14 protein-coding genes and 1 pseudogene are annotated in these 18,173 nt (G+C 72.9%); 5 read left to right on the top strand and 10 right to left on the bottom strand.

Annotation, left to right across the window (positions count from 1 at the left end):
- Positions 1–161: 161 nt before the first annotated feature.
- From ACZ4TV_RS20720 to ACZ4TV_RS20710, 3 genes are all read right to left on the bottom strand, one after another.
- Positions 162–1,061: a polysaccharide deacetylase family protein gene (locus ACZ4TV_RS20720; protein WP_468136144.1), complete on the bottom strand. Its 900-nt coding sequence runs from the start codon at positions 1,059–1,061 to the stop codon at positions 162–164.
- Between the two features lie 70 nt (positions 1,062–1,131).
- Positions 1,132–4,434 (bottom strand): bifunctional lysylphosphatidylglycerol synthetase/lysine--tRNA ligase LysX, encoded by a 3,303-nt coding sequence (gene lysX / locus ACZ4TV_RS20715; protein ID WP_468136143.1) that lies wholly within the window; start codon positions 4,432–4,434, stop codon positions 1,132–1,134.
- Positions 4,435–4,616: 182 nt separating this feature from the next.
- Positions 4,617–5,813, bottom strand: a complete 1,197-nt coding sequence (locus ACZ4TV_RS20710) for a CapA family protein (protein WP_468136142.1) — start codon at positions 5,811–5,813, stop codon at positions 4,617–4,619.
- 346 nt (positions 5,814–6,159) lie between these two features.
- On the opposite strand from ACZ4TV_RS20710, the gene ACZ4TV_RS20705 reads away from it, so the two are divergent.
- Both ACZ4TV_RS20705 and ACZ4TV_RS20700 read left to right on the top strand, forming a co-directional pair.
- The gene (locus ACZ4TV_RS20705; protein WP_468136141.1) at positions 6,160–6,699 is read left to right on the top strand and encodes a sigma-70 family RNA polymerase sigma factor; all 540 of its coding nucleotides are present in this window, start codon (positions 6,160–6,162) and stop codon (positions 6,697–6,699) included.
- Between the two features lie 232 nt (positions 6,700–6,931).
- Positions 6,932–7,432 carry a hypothetical protein gene (locus ACZ4TV_RS20700; RefSeq protein ID WP_468136154.1) on the top strand — a complete coding sequence of 167 codons (501 nt, stop codon included), beginning with the start codon at positions 6,932–6,934 and terminating at the stop codon, positions 7,430–7,432.
- A gap of 173 nt (positions 7,433–7,605) precedes the next feature.
- On the opposite strand, the gene ACZ4TV_RS20695 is transcribed toward ACZ4TV_RS20700, so the two are convergent.
- From ACZ4TV_RS20695 to ACZ4TV_RS20675, 5 genes are all read right to left on the bottom strand, one after another.
- Positions 7,606–7,995, bottom strand: coding sequence for a hypothetical protein (locus tag ACZ4TV_RS20695; protein WP_468136140.1), 390 nt, complete (start codon positions 7,993–7,995; stop codon positions 7,606–7,608).
- A 26-nt stretch (positions 7,996–8,021) separates the two neighbouring features.
- Positions 8,022–8,882 carry an Fpg/Nei family DNA glycosylase gene (locus ACZ4TV_RS20690; protein ID WP_468136139.1) on the bottom strand — a complete coding sequence of 287 codons (861 nt, stop codon included), beginning with the start codon at positions 8,880–8,882 and terminating at the stop codon, positions 8,022–8,024.
- 20 nt (positions 8,883–8,902) lie between these two features.
- A complete protein-coding gene (locus ACZ4TV_RS20685; RefSeq protein ID WP_468136138.1) occupies positions 8,903–10,156 on the bottom strand; it encodes a hypothetical protein in 1,254 nt (417 codons plus the stop codon).
- Between the two features lie 248 nt (positions 10,157–10,404).
- Positions 10,405–12,468 (bottom strand): SpoIIE family protein phosphatase, encoded by a 2,064-nt coding sequence (locus ACZ4TV_RS20680; RefSeq protein WP_468136137.1) that lies wholly within the window; start codon positions 12,466–12,468, stop codon positions 10,405–10,407.
- A 7-nt stretch (positions 12,469–12,475) separates the two neighbouring features.
- A complete protein-coding gene (locus tag ACZ4TV_RS20675) occupies positions 12,476–13,678 on the bottom strand; it encodes a DUF6777 domain-containing protein (protein ID WP_468136136.1) in 1,203 nt (400 codons plus the stop codon).
- A gap of 163 nt (positions 13,679–13,841) precedes the next feature.
- Between ACZ4TV_RS20675 and ACZ4TV_RS20670 the strand changes: the two are divergent.
- From ACZ4TV_RS20670 to ACZ4TV_RS20660, 3 genes and pseudogenes are all read left to right on the top strand, one after another.
- A pseudogene (locus ACZ4TV_RS20670) lies at positions 13,842–14,660 on the top strand (YndJ family protein); the annotation flags it as partial.
- An 87-nt stretch (positions 14,661–14,747) separates the two neighbouring features.
- Positions 14,748–15,281, top strand: coding sequence for a DUF1990 family protein (locus ACZ4TV_RS20665; RefSeq protein WP_468136153.1), 534 nt, complete (start codon positions 14,748–14,750; stop codon positions 15,279–15,281).
- A 20-nt stretch (positions 15,282–15,301) separates the two neighbouring features.
- Positions 15,302–16,741 carry a lipase maturation factor family protein gene (locus ACZ4TV_RS20660; RefSeq protein WP_468136135.1) on the top strand — a complete coding sequence of 480 codons (1,440 nt, stop codon included), beginning with the start codon at positions 15,302–15,304 and terminating at the stop codon, positions 16,739–16,741.
- Here ACZ4TV_RS20660 and ACZ4TV_RS20655 read toward each other — a convergent pair.
- Together ACZ4TV_RS20655 and ACZ4TV_RS20650 are read right to left on the bottom strand one after the other, a co-directional pair.
- Complete coding sequence (locus ACZ4TV_RS20655) at positions 16,727–17,710, bottom strand: NAD-dependent epimerase/dehydratase family protein (RefSeq protein ID WP_468136134.1); 984 nt, start codon at positions 17,708–17,710, stop codon at positions 16,727–16,729. The two genes, ACZ4TV_RS20660 and ACZ4TV_RS20655, sit on opposite strands and share 15 nt — an antisense overlap.
- A gap of 154 nt (positions 17,711–17,864) precedes the next feature.
- Positions 17,865–18,038 (bottom strand): hypothetical protein, encoded by a 174-nt coding sequence (locus ACZ4TV_RS20650; protein WP_468136133.1) that lies wholly within the window; start codon positions 18,036–18,038, stop codon positions 17,865–17,867.
- Positions 18,039–18,173: the final 135 nt, after the last annotated feature.

Here is an 18,173-nt window from a genome sequence, read left to right as displayed (position 1 = left end):
GCAGCGATCTGGCACAACCGGGCCAACGGCACAGCCATCACACGATCACTGATCGCCTACGACCACTGACGAAGACTTCGGACTTACTCGTCTAGGACCTGAACAAACTCACGACCAGCGATTTTCGTGCAGCGGGGCGTGCCGTCGCGAGCACTGCCCCGTCACCGGGGCGGCAGCGTCGGCAGGGTCATCCGGTAGCCCCGCGCGAGCAGTTGGGGCAGGTAGGCGGAGAGCGCCTGGACGCTCTGCGACCGGTTGCCTCCCGCGTCGTGCGACAGCACGATCACGCCGGGCCCCGCGCCGCCCAGGACCCGGGAGATGATCGTCGCGGTGCCGGGCTCCTTCCAGTCGAGGGTGTCCAGCGTCCAGGCGAGCGGCTCCATGCCCAGATCGGCCCCGATCTCGAAGGCGGCCCTGTTCCACGCCCCGTACGGCGCCCGGAACCACAGCGGCGCCTCGCCGACGGTCTGCTGTACGACCTCGCTCGTGCGGCCGATCTCGGCGGCGAGGGCGGGCCGGCTGAGCCTGGGGATGAGCGGGTGGGTCCAGGTGTGATTGCCGATGACGTGCCCCTCGGCGACCATCCGGCGCACCAGGTCCCGGTTCTCCGCGGCCATCTCCCCGCAGACGAAGAACATGGCGCGTACGCGGTACCGGGCGAGGGTGTCGAGGATGCCCGGGGTGTAACGGGGGTCGGGCCCGTCGTCGAAGGTGAGCACCATGGCGCTCGCCTTGGTCACGTCGACCGGGATCTCCAGGATGGGCCGGGTCCGGACGGCCGGTTTCACGGCGGCCGGCCGGGCGGGGGCCTCGGAGGTCATGGGGCGCAGCCGGTAGGACCTCTCGGGCAGCGCCTGGGGGAACGCCCCGGGCGCCCCCGCCACGGGGTTCGGGCCGGACCCGGCCGCGGGACCCGGCGCACCGCCCGCCCCCGGCCCCCCGGGCGTGCCGGGCGCGCCGCCCTCGCTGCCGGAAGAGATCAGTCCGGCGGCTGCGACTCCGAGGAAGACGGCGGTACGCAGGACCACGCGCCGCCCTACTGTCGGCTCGTCATTTTTCATTATTACTACGTATCAACGACATCGCCGCAGATGTCGAGAGGCGCGGACGCGCCTGCTGCCCCTCACCCGTTCAGCCGCGCCGCACCAGGGGGAACGGGAGCGTCTCGCGGATCGTCAGACCAGTGAGGAACATGACGAGGCGGTCGACGCCGATGCCCAGGCCGCCCGTCGGCGGCATCGCGTACTCCAGCGCGTCCAGGAAGTCGTTGTCGAGTTCCATGGCCTCCGGGTCGCCGCCCGCCGCGAGCAGGGACTGTGCGGTGAGCCGGCGCCGCTGCTCGACGGGGTCGGTCAGCTCCGAGTAGGCGGTGCCCAGTTCGGTTCCGAAGGCGACCAGGTCCCAGCGCTCGGCCAGCCTCGGGTCCTCGCGGTGCTGGCGGGTGAGCGGGGAGACGTCGGTGGGGAAGTCCTTGTAGAAGGTGGGCAGCCCGGTCCGCTCCTCCACCAGCCGCTCGTACATCTCCAGGACCACGTCGCCGCGGGTGTCCTCGGGGGCGTGCGGCACCTGAGCCCGGTCGCAGAGTCCGCGCAGCACGTGCTCATCCGTATCGGCGTCGACCTCCTCGCCGAGGGCCTCGCTGATGGCCCCGTACACGGTCTTGACCGGCCAGGGCCCGGAGATGTCGTGGACCACCAGCTTGCCGTCCGGGCCCGCCTTGTGGGCGACGGGCGAGCCGAAGGCGGCCGTGGCGGCGCCCTGGATCAGTTCGCGCGTGAGGTCGAGCATCACGTCGTAGTCGGCGAAGGCCTGGTAGGCCTCCAGCATCGTGAACTCGGGGTTGTGCTTGTAGGAGACGCCTTCGTTGCGGAAGGTGCGGCCCATCTCGAAGACCTTCTCCATACCGCCGACGCAGAGCCGCTTGAGGTACAGCTCGGGCGCGATGCGCAGGTACAGGTCGAGGTCGTAGGCGTTGATGTGGGTGCGGAAGGGCCGGGCGTTGGCGCCGCCGTGGATCTGCTGGAGCATCGGGGTCTCGACCTCCAGGTAGCCGCGGTCGAGCAGCCCCTGGCGCAGGGCCTGGACCGCGCTGGAGCGGGCCCGTACGACGTCGCGGGCTTCGGGGCTCGCGACGAGGTCGAGGTAGCGGCGCCGCACCCGGGCCTCCGGGTCGGCGAGGCCCTTGCGCTTGTCGGGGAGGGGGCGCAGGCATTTGCCGGTGAGCTGCCAGGACCGGACCACGAGAGACAGTTCGCCTGCCTTGCTGGCGCCGACCTCGCCGCTCACGAGCACGTGGTCGCCGAAGTCGACCTGGGAGGTGAAGGCGTCCAGTACGCCGGCCCCGGCCTCGTCGCGGGTGAGCATCAGCTGTATGTCCCCGGACCAGTCGCGCAGGACGGAGAAGACCACGCCGCCGAGGTCGCGTACGACCATCACGCGCCCGGCGAGGGTGGCCGGTTCGCCGGACCGGGTGCCGGGCGGATGACCGGGGTGGAGGGCCTTCAGCTGGGCGACGGTGTGGGTGCGCGGGGGGATTCCCACCGGGTAGGGGTCGGTTCCGGCCGCCCGGATGCGTTCCAGCTTGGCGTGGCGGACGCGGACCTGCTCGGGCAGCCGCTCCGTCTTGATCCCCTCGCCCTCCTCCCCTACGGCGTCCAGGCCGAGGGAGTCGATGGAGGGCAGCCCCTCGGTTGTGGCGGGGGCGGTCAGGCCCTTGGGGTGGCCGTTGCCCCACAGGGTGCGCAGGCTGGGTACGGAGACGAAGCCCTCGGCGATGCCGGAGGCGAGGCTGACCCGGGCGAGCGAGCCGGCGTCCTGGTAGCAGAGGAAGCGCGGGTACCACTCGGGTCCGTACTTGACGTTCGAGCGGTACAGCGCTTCCAGCTGCCACCAGCGGGAGAGGAAGAGCAGCAGCTTGCGCCACAGCTTGAGGACGGGGCCGGCGCCGATCCGGCCGCCCTCCTCGAAGGCGGAGCGGAAGACGGCGAAGTTGAGGGAGATCCTGCGCACGCCCAGGCCGGGAGCCGCGGCGCACAGTTCGGCGACCATGAACTCCATGACCCCGTTGGGGGCGGTGCGGTCGCGGCGCATCAGGTCGAGGGAAATGCCGTCCTTGCCCCAGGGGACGAAGGAGAGCAGGGCGATCAGCTCGCCCTTGTCGTCGAAGGCCTCGACCAGCAGGCAGTCCCCGTCGGCGCGGTCGCCGAGCCGGTCCAGGGCCATGGAGAAGCCGCGTTCGTTCTCGGTGTCGCGCCAGCGGTCGGCGCGGTCCACGATCATCTGCATCTCGTCCTCGGAGAGGGCCGAGTGGCGGCGGATGAGGGTGGTGGCGCCGGTCCGCCGGACCCGGTTGACGGCCTGGCGGGTGACGCGCATGTCACGGCCGTCGAGGTCGAAGTGGGCGACGTGCAGGATGGCCTCGTCGCCGAGCTGGAGGGCGCTGAGTCCGGAGCGGGCGTAGGCGGTGGCGCCGTCCTCGGAGGCGCCCATCACGGCGGGCTGCCAGCCGTAGCGACGGGCCACGGTCAGCCAGGCGTCGATGGCGGGGGTCCAGGCGGCGGGGTCGCCCACCGGGTCGCCGCTGGCCAGGCAGACGCCGGCTTCGACGCGGTAGGTGACGGCGGCCTTGCCGTTGGGGGCGAAGACGACGGCCTTGTCGCGCCGGGTGGCGAAGTAGCCGAGGGAGTCAGCCCGCCCGTAGGCGCCGAGGAGGGCGCGGATGCGGGGCTCCTCGTCCCCGTGCAGGGCGGCGGTCAGTCGCTGGGAGCGGAAGAGGGTCACGGCGGCGTTCAGCAGGGCGAGGGCGCCGAAGAGGCCGAGCAGGAAGTGCAGCGGGCGGGGCGGGCGGCCCTCGAACTGCCGGGCGGAGAAGAGGCCGCCGAAGACCTGGTTGGCGGCCCAGTCCAGCCAGTGGCCCCGGGGCAGGGTGCCGGGGAAGAGGGCGACGAGCCCCCAGCCGACCAGGACGGCGCCGAGCAGGCCGAGGCCGAGCACGATCATGGCGTGCCACAGCGCCCCGGGCCGGGAGGCGGCGTAGAACTCGTCGCGGGCGGCGATCAGCACGGCCAGGGCGGCGACGGCGAGGACCATGGAGGGGACGCCGATCCAGTAGTCGCCGACGGCCATGTCCAGGACGTCGTCGAGGATCAGCAGGGCCAGATAGGTGACGACGATCCACCAGGCGACCTTCTTGCGGGTGCCGAGGGCCGCGGCGAGGAGGAAGAGGAAGACGGCGTAGGCGAGGTTCGCGCTGACCGGGACGACGATCAGGTCGAGGAACCGCACGACGTGCCGCAGGAGCCGCCGCAGCGTGGGGGAGAGCGAGAGCAGCGCGCACAGCAGGCCGAGCGTTCCGAAGAACGCGCCGAAACCGTCGGGCACCCGGTTCAGGAAGCGGTTCCGGGTTCCGCGCGTCTCCTCCACGGTCGCACTCATGGTTCGCACTGTAGGGAGGGCGGCGCGGGTGCGCGCGCCGAGTGGAATGCGGGCCTCACCCGGTCCGGCCGGTGAGGCCGACCGGGGCCGCGCTGGGCGCGCCGCTCCCCCGGCTACCGCTGGGAGGTGCCCTGACCGGCCCGGTCAGCGCGGCGGAGGCGCCCCGGAGGGCAACCGGGCCCCTAATGAGAGAGCGTGAGGCCGTCCTTGGCTGCGCCGCGGCTGAGGACGGCCTCGCTGATGGCGTCCCGGGCGCGCTCGTAGTCGTCCCGGTCGGGGTCCTCGGCGAGGGCGTCGGGGAGGTGGACGACCCGGCCGATGGACAGGTCCATCATCTGCGGGACGAACTCCGCCTTGGTGACCTGCCAGCGCTGCCCGTCGGCGGCCGGCGGGGCGAAGGTGAAGCGGCCGATCGAGCCGTAGTTGCCGCGCATGTCGCGCGCACCCGTGTAGTTGAACATCTCGCCCGCGACCTGGTCGCCCATGCCGTAGACGATCCAGGTCCCGTTGACCTTCTCGTAGGGCTGCGGGACGTGCGCGTGCGTGCCGAGGATCAGGTCGATGTCGGGCCGGCCGCCGGTCTGCGAGGCGGTCAGCGCCTTGCCCAGCGAGAGCTGCGTCGCGTCCGGTTCGGTCTGCCACTCCGTGCCCCAGTGCACGCTCACCAGGACCACGTCCGCGCCCGCCTTCCGGGCGGCCCGCGCATCCGCGATAATCTTGTCCTGCTTCATCAGGTTGACCGCCCACGGCTGGCCCTCGGGCATCGGGTAGCCGTTGGTGTCGTAGGTGTACGCGAGGTGTGCCACCTTGGCGGAGCCCGCCGTGTACGTGGTCACCGCGGCCGCCTCGGCCGCCGTACGGGCCGAACCGGCGTGCTTCAGCCCGACCTTGTCGAAGCGGTCCAGCGTGCGGCGCAGCCCCGCGGCCCCGGCGTCGAGGGTGTGGTTCGAGGCCGTGGAGCAGCCGTCGTACCCTGCGTCCTTCAGCCCGTCGGCGACCTCGGGCGGGGATGTGAAGGCCGGGTAGCCGGAGAACGGGCCGCCCTCCTCCCCGTAGATGGTCTCCATGTGGCAGAGGGCCAGGTCGGCCGCGGAGACCAGGGGCTTGACGCCCGAGAACATCGGCCTGAAGTCGTGGCCGTCGCCGCCCGCGTCGTTCGCCGCCCACCGGATGACGGAGGTGTGCGGCAGTACGTCGCCGCTCGCGACCAGGGTGAAGCCCCGGGCGGCGCGGGCCCCGGCGGCACTGGAGGGGGCGGCCGGTCCGCCGGAATCGCCGAGGCGGGCCGGTGCGGGGTCCCCGGCGGCCGAACATCCGGCGGCGGACACGAGGAGGGCCGACAGGAGGGCGACCGCCCGCGGCCGGGTTCGCTTGGTCATCTGCCCAGCTCTCATTAATACGACTATCCGATATCCGATGACCTGCAATCCATAGAAGTACCGGCCCCAAGTCAAGAACCCGGTCCGCCCGCCGGACCGACACCCACTCCAACGGCGGACACACAGGGCGACCTGATGGCGGCCGCTACGCCTCGCGCCGGCGCCACGCCTCGTGCCGTTCGCCGCGCCGTTCGACCGTTCACCGCCCGGCACGGCCGCCCGGCGGACGACCCGGGTGCTTGGGCGCAACGCCGGGGCCGGACGGTTCCCGGGCGGCTCCGTGCAGGTCAGGGTGGACGCGTCGCCGCCCACACCGGACCCCCACGCACCTCGGAAGGAGCCCCTCGTGCCGCTCTCCCCCACCGTCCCGCGCACGGATCCCGAGGCGCTGGCCGAACTCCAGCGCGACCACGGGCGGGCCCTGTTCGGATTCCTGCTCGGCCTCACGGCCGGGGACGCCCAGCGCGCGGAGGACCTCGTACAGGAGACCCTCGTACGGGTCTGGCAGCACCCGGAGGTCCTGGCCAGCGGGCACGACTCCATGCGCCCCTGGCTGTTCACCGTGGCCCGGCGGCTCGCGATCGACGCCCGGCGGGCCCGGCTGTCACGGCCGCTGGAGGTGGACCCGGAAGGCCTGGAGCAGGCACCCGCGCCCGAGGACGCGGTGGCCGGCTCGGTCACGGCGATCGACGTCCGGCGGGCCATGGGGTCCCTGGGGCCGGAGCACCGGGAGGTGCTGATGCAGGTCTACTTCCGGGATCGATCGGTGGCCGAGGCCGCCGCCGAGCTCGGCATCCCGGCCGGAACCGTCAAATCCCGTACGTACTATGCCCTTCGCGCCCTCAGGAAGGGCTTGCAGGGGTACGAGTACGGCCTCGGAGCCTGACCCTCGGGCCGGGGGCCGGGATCGGCGAAGGAGCCGGGGAAGGGGTCGGGGAGGGGGTCGGGGAACGCCGCGAATGGATGCGGACCGGACATAAAACGCATCGAATTCGGCACCAGAACGTCCAAATTGAGTAAACATCCCCCGCTCCGCGATCCGCTCGGTGAAGGCTCAACGCTGACGACGACGGGACGCTCGACGCGCGGGAGAAGGTGGAACGGTGCAGCCCGAGGGTATGAACGGCACCAGTGACGGCGGGCTCGCGGTGCCCATGGCTTGGCTCTACGCCGAGTACATCGCAGACGAACTGCTGCGCACGGGCCGGCTGATCCCGGTCAGCACCCTGGAGTTCCGGGCCGGACGGGACACGCTCGCCCTGACGATCTACCTCTCGGACGCGGCCGGCGAGCTCTCCGGGATCCGCGTGGTCTCACAGCTCGACGAGTGGCTGTCGCTCACGGCGTACGGACATCCCTGGCGCGACTGGGTGCACACCCGCTTCCTCGCGCTGGGCGAGGAGGCCAGGGAGCGCGGCCGCGGCGAGGAGCCCGACCTGGAGCTGGCCCGGGCGGCATGGCGCTGGCTGGACCACACCGAGCTGTTCGCCACCAACCTCGACCCCGGTCGCCACGGCCACGCCGACACCCCGCCGGGGCTCGACGAGAACGCACGCGTGTGGACCCCGGCCTGGCAGCTCGGGCTGCCCCTGGGCCACTTGGCGATGCACCTGTTCTGAAGACACCCCTGGCTAGTGCTGTGGCCGGAAAGGTTTGCCGGGTCGCGGCGTCCGGTGCGGTGCATCGCAAGGCGGAGGACCGCGGCTCGTACTGGACGTACTTGCGCGGTCCGACAACGCCGCGAGGTGCCGTGCCGGGCGCTGTGACCCGGTGAACCTTTCCGGTCAAAGCACTAGGGAGACCTCTCCGCAGGGTCCATCACCAGGCCCGTGAAATCGGCCTCGTTGCGCTCCGCCCGGGTGACGTACCACCGGGCGATGAGCCACATCACCGGATACACCAGCAGGCCGAGCACCACCCAGACCAGCGGCCCCGACGCGGCGCGCGGCAGCGCGAACACCAGCGGCAGCGTCCCGACGAGCAGGGCGAGCGCGGCCAGCGCACCCAGCCCGGCGCGCAACTGGCTGCGCATGAGGGCCCGTACGTACGTGGCCCCGAGGGTGGTCTGTTCGGAGATCTCCGAGCGCGCCGGGGTGTGCGCGGGCGGCCGGCGGCGGGCGCCCCGGGGCACCCCGGTGACGATCTCGCGCCGGGGCGGCGACTGCTGCTGCTCCTCGGGCATGGTGCCGGAGTCTACGCAGCGCCCGGCTATTTGAGGAGGCGTGACAGCCGCCGGTCGGCGAGCGGCTTTCCGCCGGTCTGGCAGGTGGGGCAGTACTCGAGCGAGGAGTCGGCGAAGGACACCGAGCGGACGGTGTCCCCGCACACCGGGCACGGCTCCCCGGCCCGGCCGTGCACGCGCAGCCCGCTCTTCTTCTCGGCCTTGAGCTTCCCCGCGGCCACCCCGTGCGCCCGCGCGACGGCCTCGCGCAGGGTGTCCTGGACCGCCGTGTAGAGCTGGGTCAGCTGCTCCTCGCTGAAGGACGCGGCGAGCTTGAACGGTGAGACCTTCGCCGCGTGCAAGATCTCGTCACTGTAGGCATTGCCTATCCCCGCGATGACGCTCTGGTCGCGCAGGACGCCCTTGATCTGGCGCCGCTCCCCCGCGAGCAGCGCGACGAAACGGTCCCGGTCGAAGTCCTCGGCGAGCGGATCGGGGCCGAGGCGGGCGATACCGGGCACCTCCTGCGGGTCGCGCACCACATAGACGGCGAGGCGCTTCTGGGTCCCGGCCTCGGTGAGGTCGAAGCCGCCACCGCCCTCCAGCACCACGCGCAGCGCGAGCGGCCCCTTGCCGGGGCGCGGCGGCTGCGCGGGCATGCTGTCCTGCCAGCGCAGCCAGCCGGCCCGGGCCAGGTGGGTGACGAGGTGGAGCTCCCCGATCCGCAGGGCCAGGAACTTGCCGTACCGGGCGGTGGCACCGGCCGGCTGCCCTTCGAGGGCGGTCAGCGGCGGATCGTACGTCTTGAGCACGCTCACGGCGAGCGGGTGGACGCGCTCGACCACCCGCCCGGTGAGGTGCTCGTCGAGGTACTCCCGCAGGGCCTCGACCTCGGGAAGCTCCGGCATGGTCCCAGCCTGCCGCCGCCTCAGGCGAAGCGCGAGCTGGACACGGGGCCGGGCGAGGCGACGCGGTCGCGGGGGGCCGCGAGCCAGCCGGTGCGGACGGCGGTCACGAAGGCGCGGAACGCCTCGTCCGGGTCGGGCGGGGTCTCGCCGTCGCCCTGGTCCGGGTCGGGGGCGGCCACGGCGACGTCCCGGGCGATCTCCTCCTCGGGCCGGTCGTCGTCCTTCCACGGCGGGGAGACGTACTGACACAGCAGCGTGCTGAAGTCCGCGCTCACCGCGGGCGGGTCGGTCCAGCAGGTGGCGTGCTCGGAGAGGATCTGGCCGTCGGCGCGCGCGTGCAGCGTACGGACGAGGTCGTGGTCGAGCGCGTTCAGGTCGTACGCGACGACGAGCGTGTCCGTGCGGTGGGGCTCGTACGGTACGGCGGGCAGCCCCAGCACCCGGGCGGCGGCGAGCCCGAGGATCCGGTCGGACCGGCCGGGCAGCAGCGAGACCGTGGCGGGGCGGCGCCCGGCGGCCTCCAGGGCGAGCGAGAGGCGGGCCAGGCCGCGCCGGCACTGCTCGTGGCTGTCTCCGAGGTACGCGTACCGGCCGGTCATCCCGGCCTCCCAGCCGTACGGGGAGAGGGTGCCGAGCAGGCCGCCGGTGAGGCCGTAGTGCCAGCCGCGCAGATCGGCGCGGCCGAGCGGATCCGCGTGGCCGGCCGTGACCTGGGCCCTGCGGGACTGGCCGCTGCGCAGCACCTGGCGGGTCTGGCGCTCGCGCGCGCCCGACCACTGCGCGTCCTCGGGTGCGGGGAGGCGGGGCAACAGCCCCTCGGCGGTGTCCAGGTCCCCGGCCAGCAGGGTGTGGTGCACGAGGAGGTACGTCTCGGGCCAGGCGGGCAGCCGGTCGCCCCGGTCGGAGAGCAGCGCGGCGGCCTCGGCGTGCCGGTGCTCGTCCTCCAGGGCGGAGACCAGCTCGGCGAGCAGCGGGCGCGAGTCGGGAAGCAGTCGGAGCGCCTCGCGCAGCGGCGCGACGGCGAGGAAGGCGACGCCGCGCTCGACGCAGGCGTAGCCGAAGTCGTAGAGGGCCTGCGGTTCGCCGGCCCGCTCGGCGGCGGCCCGGGCGGCGTCGGCGAGGTCCTCGAACCCGGCGGCGTCGGCCAAGGCCCGTGTGGCCTCGGCGAGTTCGGTGATCGACGCCGTCTCGGCGTGCGGCCGCAGCGACCGTACCGCTCCGGGCAGATCGTCCTTCTCCAGCAATCGGCGTACTTCATCCATGGCGTTCGTCATCACCCCGATCCTCACGGACCCCCGCCACCCCCGCAACGGACTTTCCCAGTGCCCGGACCCAAATCCAGCCCCCGGCACAAATCCAGCCCCGCCGGGCAAATCCAGCCCCGCCGGCGTTTGAGGCGCGGGGTCCGGGGCGGAGCCCCGATCTTTCAGCCTCGCCGGCGTTTGAGGCGCGGGTCCGGGGCGGAGCCCCGGGTAGCCCGGGCGCAGCCCGGGGCCGCTTGCGCGGCGGCGCCGCACCGGCCCTACGCCATCACGAACTCGCACCACACACACTTGCCACCACCCCGCGGCTCCACGCCCCACCCGTCCGCCAGCCGATCCACCAGCATCAGGCCCCGCCCCGAGACCCCCGATTCCCCCGCCTCCCGCCGCCGCGGCAACGCGCTGGAGCGGTCCTCGACCTCCACCCGGAGCCTGCGCTCGGGACCCGTCAGGACCCGCAGGGTCACGATCGCCGGGCCGTCCGTGTGCATCAGCGCGTTCACGATCAGCTCGTCCGCGACGAGCTCGATCTCGTCGGCCCGTTCCCGCGCGCCCCACGCGCGCACCGCCGCCCCGATCATGTGGCGGGCCGCCACCAGCGCCTCGGGGTCTCCCGGTGCCACGTGCTGCTGCAGCCGGCCGCCGCCCCGGGGGGCGGCTTGCGTGCTGCGGCGCAGCAGGAGCAGCGCCATGTCGTCGTCCCCGCCCCGTTCGTCGACGACCTCGCACAGCCGGTCCGCCAGGAGCTGCAGCTCCGCCGGCCCGCCCCGGACGAGGGAGGTCAGCAGCCGGATCCCGTCGTCGAGGTCGGCGCCGGGCTCTTCCACCAGGCCGTCGGTGCACAGCAGGAGCGTTTCCTCGGGGTCCAGTTCCACCGTGGTCACCGGGTACTCGAGGCGGCCGAACTCCGCCGAGAGGCCGAGCGGCATCCCGCCCGCCACCGGGAGCCGGTGGCAGTCCCCGTCACGGGTGCGCAGCAGCGGGTCGATGTGGCCCGCCCGGACCAGCTGGAGCACCCCCGTCGAGAGGTCGGCCTCCACGTACAGGCACGTCGCGAAGCGGTCGGTGTCCAGCTCGTGCAGGAAGACGGAGGCCCTGGCCATGACCGTGCCGGGCGCGTGCCCCTCGGCGGCGTACGCGCGCAGTACGATCCGCAGCTGGCCCATGACCGCCGCCGCGTGCGTGTCGTGGCCCTGGACGTCGCCGATCACCGCGCCGACCCGGCCGCCCGGCAGCGGGATGACGTCGTACCAGTCCCCGCCGATGTCCTGGCCCATCCGGGCGGAGCGGTACCGTACGGCGATCTCCCCACCGGACACCGCCGGGATCCGCCGCGGCAGCATGGCCTGCTGCAGGCCCTCGGCCAGGTCGTGCTCCTGCTCCAGCAGCATGGCCCGCTGGAGGCTCTGCGCGATGCTGCTGCCGAGTGCGACGAGCAGGTTGCGCTCCTCCTGGGTGAAGCCGTCCTTGTCCTGGTAGAGCAGTCCGATCGCGCCGATCGGGCGGGCCTGGGCGATGAGCGGCAGATAGGCGGCTGCCGAGATCCGCATGTTCGAGATCTTCGCCCAGAGCGCGGGATAGCCCTCGGCGAACTCCTGCGCCGAGTCGAGGAAGCGCGGCTGGAGCGAGCGGACGACCTCGCTCATCGGGTACTCCTCGTCGATGCGGGTGTAGCGGGTGCCAGGGACGAAGCTGCCTTGCGGCCCCTCCGCGACGAGGTGGATCCGGCCGGCTTCCACGAGGCCCATCACCATGCCCATCGACCCGAGCCGTTCCAGGCCGTGGGCGTCGCCGAGCGCGTCGATGACGTCCTGCACGGTCCGGGCGTGCGCGAGGGCGGCGGTGGTGCTCTCGACCACCGAGGTCTGGCGGCGCCGTTCCTCGTCCAGGCCGAGGCGCTCCGCCGAGTGGCTGAGCTCCTCGGTCGCGTCCCGGACGATGCCGATGATCCGGTACGGGCGCCGGTCCGGCCCGCGCATCACGCGTCCCTGGGTGTGCGTCCAGCGCAGCCGCCCGTCGCGGCAGCGGATGCGGAAGTAGGCGCCGTAGCTGTCCACTCCGCTCTTGAGGGCGGAGGAGACGAGCGCGTCGAGCCGGGCGCCCTCGGCGGGCGGGACGCGCGGGGCGAGGGAGTCGGGCCGGCCGTCGTACTCGTCGGGGGTCGTGTCGAAGACGTCGAGGGCCGCTTCGTCCATGTGCATGAGACCGGTCACGAGGTCCCAGTCGAAACTGCCCATGCGGTTCAGCGAGAGCGACCGGTCCGGGTGTGCGGGCCAGTCGTCCGGCAGCGATACGGTGGTCGGCACCGATCCACCATGACACACGGGCCGGTCAGGCGCTCTCCAGCGAGAGGCCCTCGTCCGAGGGCTGCTGCTGCGGGTCCGGGTCGGCGAACGGGTCGGTGGAGGGGTCGGTGGACGGGACGTCCGGATCGCTCGGTTGCGCCGTCGATCCGTCGGGCTCCAGGGGCAGCGCCGGGTCACTCGGGTCCTGCGGCGCCAGGTCGGACGGGATGTCCGACGGCACGTCGCCCGGCAGGTCCGAGGGGATGTCGGACGGTGCGTCCTGTGGCTGGGCGGCCGGGTCCGACGGCACGTCGCCCGGGCTCTGCGGGCTGGACGGGTTCGACGGGCTTTGCGTGTTCGGCGGACAGTCCGCCGTACCGGGCGGGCACGGATCGGCCGGCGTGGTGCCGGGCGGGGTGAGGGGCCCCGTCGGGATGCCGTCGGCCGGGTCGTACGGGGGCACCACCTGCGGGGTCCGGTCCTGGGCGCCGTCGTCGCCCCGCTTGCGCTCGATCCAGGTGTTGTCGGCGATGTTGACGATGACCAGGTTGTTGATCACATGGGTGGTGGGTTCGATGACGATGACCTGGTTGGGCTGGTAGCCGTTCCACGGGTCGCCCTTGTGTACCGGGGAACCCTTGGCGGCGCGCGGGGAGGCCAGCGGGTTCCCGCAGCCGCAGCGGACCCGGGGCATGCCGTGTTCGTCGACGAGGACGGCCGTGCCGGCCTGGAGGACGGACTGGAAACTGTCGGCGCGGCCGTCGCGGAAGCCGTGGCTGGTGACGCGGGTGTCCGCGCGCAGCACGACGGGGGTGAGCTCGCGCAGGAAGTCGGGGATCTTCGCCTGTTCGATGTCGGAGGCCTGGGCGAAGGCGCGGGCCTTGGCGTTGTCGGCGGTCAGGAAACGGACCTGCTGTTCCACGTCGCAGCTGCCGAGCCGCTGGGTGCCGCCGTAGAGGCCGGGGGTGGCCGCGTTGACGGTGCGGATGCCCTGTCCGGTCGGATTGGGCAGCGGGGGCTGTACGGGGGCGGACTCGGCGGTGGCCGAGGATGCGGTGAAGGGGTGGGGGCCCGCGGAGGCCACGGGCTGGAGGTGGACCTCCTGGCTCTCGGATCCGGCGGTGCTCGCCGGCTCGTCCGAGCCGCCGCAGGCCGCGGCGAACAGGCCGAGGACGGCGAAGAGGGCGGCGCCGGCCGGTGCATGACGACGCGACGCCTGACGAGGTGTCGGAAGTGACGGTGCGTGCACGTGATTCTCCCTTTTCGCCCCGGTTGCTTCCTCTTGTCTGCCGCATCCGCGCGAGAGCCGCAACCGGAGAGCGCCTTGAACATGTTCAAGGAATCTCCTAGGCTCACCACCGTGAGTTGAACGCGTTCAAGGCGTTCGACCGCAGCGTTGGGGGGAGTCCAGGGTGACGGTACTGGTGAACGTGATCGTCACCCTGGGCATGCTCTACGTCGTCCCGGCGGGCCTGCGCCTGATCGACCCGGCCGGGCTCCGCCGGACGGCCCGCCTCTGGCCCCTGCTCGCGGCCCCCGGAGCGCTGTGCCTCTGGCTGCCCCGCGGGGCGCCCGCGACGGCGCTCGCCGCACTCTACGCGGCGGTCTGCCTGGCGCTCGCGGCCCGGGCCCCCCTCCGCCTGCTACGGGGCCGCCCCTCCCCGCCGGAGATCGCCGTCGCCACCGCGCTGGTCTCGCCTTCGATCGCCGGGACGGCGCTGGTGGCCGAGCGCGCCGGGTACCGGCTCTTCGGCTTCGATCTCGACATCCTGGCGCTGACCGTGCCGCACTTCCACTTCGCCGGATTCGCGGCCGCCCTGGTCGCCGGGCTGGTGTGCCGGGCCGTCCGCACCCGGTCCGCGACCGGGCTGTCGCGCGGGGCGGCGTACAGCGTCCCGGCCGGCACCCTGCTCGTGCTCCTCGGCTACTTCGTCGACGACTGGGCCGAGCTGCTGGGCGCGGTGGTCCTGACCGGCGGGATGTGGGCCGTGGCCCTGCTGACCTGGCGGGAGATCCGGCCCGCCGGGCCGGACCGGACCACACGGGCGCTGCTCGCGACCTCGGCGGCCGTCCTGGTGGCCACCATGCTGCTCGCCCTGTGGTGGGCGGCCGGCGAGGCGACCGGGATCGTGCACCCCACCGTGACCTGGATGGCCGCGACCCACGGCCTCGGGAACGCCCTCGGGTTCGCCCTGTGCTCGCTACTGGCCTGGCGCCGACTGACCGCCGACGACTGTCCACCACCCGATGTCCACCGCCCGTTGTCAACCACCCGTTGTCCACCGCCGACCGGTGACCGACCGACTGGAGACCTCGCCATGACCCGCCTCATCAGCGCCGGCCGGGACACCCTCAGCTACCCCGACAAGGGCGCGACGGCCCACCGGCCGCTGCCCGCCGGATACAACCACCTGCACCACCGCACCCGCCTCGGCCACGGCCGGGCCGTCTTCGAGGCCGCCGGCACCGCGGTGACCACCTTCCACGCGCACCGGACCTCGGGGATGCGGATACGGGCCGATGCCGGCGCCGTCCGGCCGGGCAGCCGGGTGGTCGTCGGGATCGGCCTCGGGCCGTTGCGGATCGACGCTCCGTGCCAGGTGATCTGGACCGCCTACGAGCCCGCACGCATCGGTTTCGCCTACGGGACCCTGTCCGGCCACCCCGAGTGCGGCGAGGAGTCCTTCATCGTGGACATGGACCCCGACGGGACGGTGTGGTTCACGGTGACCGCCTTCAGCCGCCCGAACAGCTGGTACACCCGCCTCGGCGGCCCACTGGTCCCCTTCCTCCAGCTGCGCTACGCACGCTGGCTGGGCCACCACCTGCGCAAGCTGGCCACGTCCGGCTGACCGGCCCGATACTGGAGGGGATGGACTGGTTCACGGCGCCCGGCTACTGGATCGCCCGGCTGGTCTTCCAGCGGGCCCTCGCCGGTGTCTACCTCGTGGCCTTCATCGGGGCCGCCCTGCAGTTCCGGGCCCTGATCGGGGCGCACGGCATGCTGCCCGTGCCGCGCTACGTGCGGTACGTGCCCTTCCGGCGCGCTCCGAGCCTGTTCCAACTGCGCTACTCGGACCGGCTCTTCGCGGGCTGCGCCTGGGCGGGGGCGGCGCTGGCCGCGGCGCTGGCCGCCGGGGCCGGGGACGAGGTGCCGCTGGGCGCTGCCATGGCGATGTGGGCCGTGCTGTGGCTGCTCTACCTCTCCATCGTGAACGTCGGGCAGACCTGGTACTCCTTCGGCTGGGAGTCGCTGCTGCTGGAGGTCGGCTTCCTCGCCGTCTTCCTCGGCAATGCGCGGATCGGGCCGCCGGTGCTGGTGCTGTGGCTGCTGCGCTGGCTGCTCTTCCGCGTGGAATTCGGCGCCGGGCTGATCAAGATGCGCGGGGACCCCTGCTGGCGCAAGCTGACCTGCCTGTACTTCCACCACGAGACGCAGCCGATGGCGGGGCCGCTGAGCTGGTTCTTCCACCATCTGCCGAAGCCGCTGCACCGGGCGGAGTGCGCAGCCAACCACGTGACCCAACTGGTCGTCCCGGTGCTGCTGTTCACTCCGCAGCCGGTGGCCTCGTACGCCGCCGGGATCATCATCGCGACGCAGCTGTGGCTGGTGCTCTCGGGCAACTTCGCCTGGCTGAACTGGCTGACGATCACGGTAGCCGTGTCGGCCGTGGACTTCACCGGGCTCGCGGGCGCTCCCCCGGCCGCCGCCTCCCGGGCGGCTCCGGTGTGGTTCGTGGTCCTGGTCTGCGCGGTGACCGCCCTGGTCCTCTTCCTCAGCCGCCATCCGGTGCTCAACATGATCTCGCGCCGGCAGGTGATGAACCGCTCCTTCGACGCGCTGCACCTGGTCAACACGTACGGGGCCTTCGGCTCGGTCGGCCGGGTCCGCATGGAGGTGGTGGTGGAGGGCACCGCAGACCGGGTGCCGCGCGCGGACGGCGCCTGGCGGGAGTACGGCTTCAAGGGCAAGCCGGGTGAAGTGCGCAGGATTCCGCGCCAGTTCGCCCCGTACCATCTGCGGCTGGACTGGCTGATGTGGTTCGCGGCGATCTCCCCCGGCTATGCGCGGGACTGGTTCGGGCCGTTCGTGGAGCGGCTGCTGGCGGGCGACCGGGACACACTGCGGCTGCTGCGCCACAATCCGTTCCCGGACGCTCCGCCCCTGTACGTCCGGGCCCTGCTGTACCGCTACCGGTTCACCACCTGGCGGGAGCTGCGCGAGACGGGAGCGTGGTGGCACCGCACACTGGTGCGCGAGTACCTTCCGCCGACCCGCCTCGCGGACGTACGGGTGTCAGAGCCCGAGTAGCGCGGCCTCGCGCTCCGGGGAGATGCCCGGGGCGGGCCGGTCGGGCCGCTGCGGCGCGACTCCGCCGAGCGTCCGGAGCCAGGCCCAGGTGTCGGCGACCGTCTCCTCCACCGGCCGGCACTTGAGGCCGGCCGCCAGCGCCTTGGAGACGTCGCCGCCGTGCATGTGGCCGTAGGGCTCGCCCTCGGGGATCCAGATCGGGAGCTCGGTCCAGGGTTCGACGCCCGCCTCCTGGAGCAGGGCCGGGTCGGTCCAGCGCAGTTCGGCGCCCCCGCCGGTGGTGGCTGCGCAGGCGTCGAGCAGGGTGCCCATCGTGGCGTGGCCGACCGGGGAGACCAGGTTGTACGCGCCGTCGCGTCCCGCCTCGGCGGCGTCCAGGGTCCAGCGCGCGAGGTCGCGTACGTCGATGTACTGGATGGGGAGTTCGCGCGGGCCGGGGGCGAGCACCGGGCCGCCGCGGGCGGTGCGGTTCAGCCACCACGGCAGTCGGCCCACGTTCTCGTAGGGGCCGACGATCAGACCGGCGCGCACCAGGAGGGCGCGGTCGCCGAAGGCGTCGAGGGCGGCGATCTCGGCGCCGCGCTTGTCCTCGGCGTAGGCGGTGGACCCGGCGTCCGGCGAGCCCTCGACGAGGGGGCCGTCCTCGTCGAGGCCGGCGGAGGCGGGGTAGGCGTACACGGAGCGGCTGGAGACGTACGCGTACCGTCCGGCCCGTTCGCGCAGCAGGCGGGCGCTGTCGCGCACCGCCGTGGGGGCGCCGCCCCAGGTGTCGACGACGAGGTCCCACTCACCCTCGGCGAGGGCGGCCAGCCCTCCGGGTGCGGTGCGGTCCCCGTGCAGGGCGGAGATCCCCGGCGGGGGCGCGTGGTGTCCGCGGTGGAAGACGGTCACCTCCCAGCCCCGGTCGAGGGCCTCCTCGGTGATCGCACGTCCGACGAATTCGGTACCACCCAGCATCAGCAGCTTCATGTGCGTCAGCCTGCCCTGGACGGGCGGGGCGGCGGAAGTCGTGATCGCCGACAGCGATGACGCTCACGGCGTAGGCGGTTCGGGAACCAACCGGGCAGGGCAGCGCCCCCGGTGCGATATCGGCACGAGGGGGCGCTTGGTACCGCTCTGCCGGTCAGTCGATGCCGGGCAGGATGTGTGATTCCGCCAGGTCGTCCTCGTACCCGGCCAGCCGGATGGGGGCGGATCGGGCCCAGACCTCAAGGCTTCCGATTTCGTCGGTTCGCGGCTTCGCCCGCGATCCCGTCCGCTCCAGCAACGTCGGTTCGGGCTGCGTCTTTTCAGTCACCGCGCACTCCTTTGCGTCGCGTAACCCGGCAAGCGGACCGCGCGCCGGGCAAGGGATAAAGGGTTTCCGGACGCGGTGGCGCCTTCGTGGAGCGCGGCCCGGATGGGGCCGTCTTGATGCCCCAGAGTACACATA

This window comes from Streptomyces sp. NPDC028910 (assembly GCF_055564955.1).
This window is presented reverse-complemented; position numbering and strand designations above follow the sequence as displayed.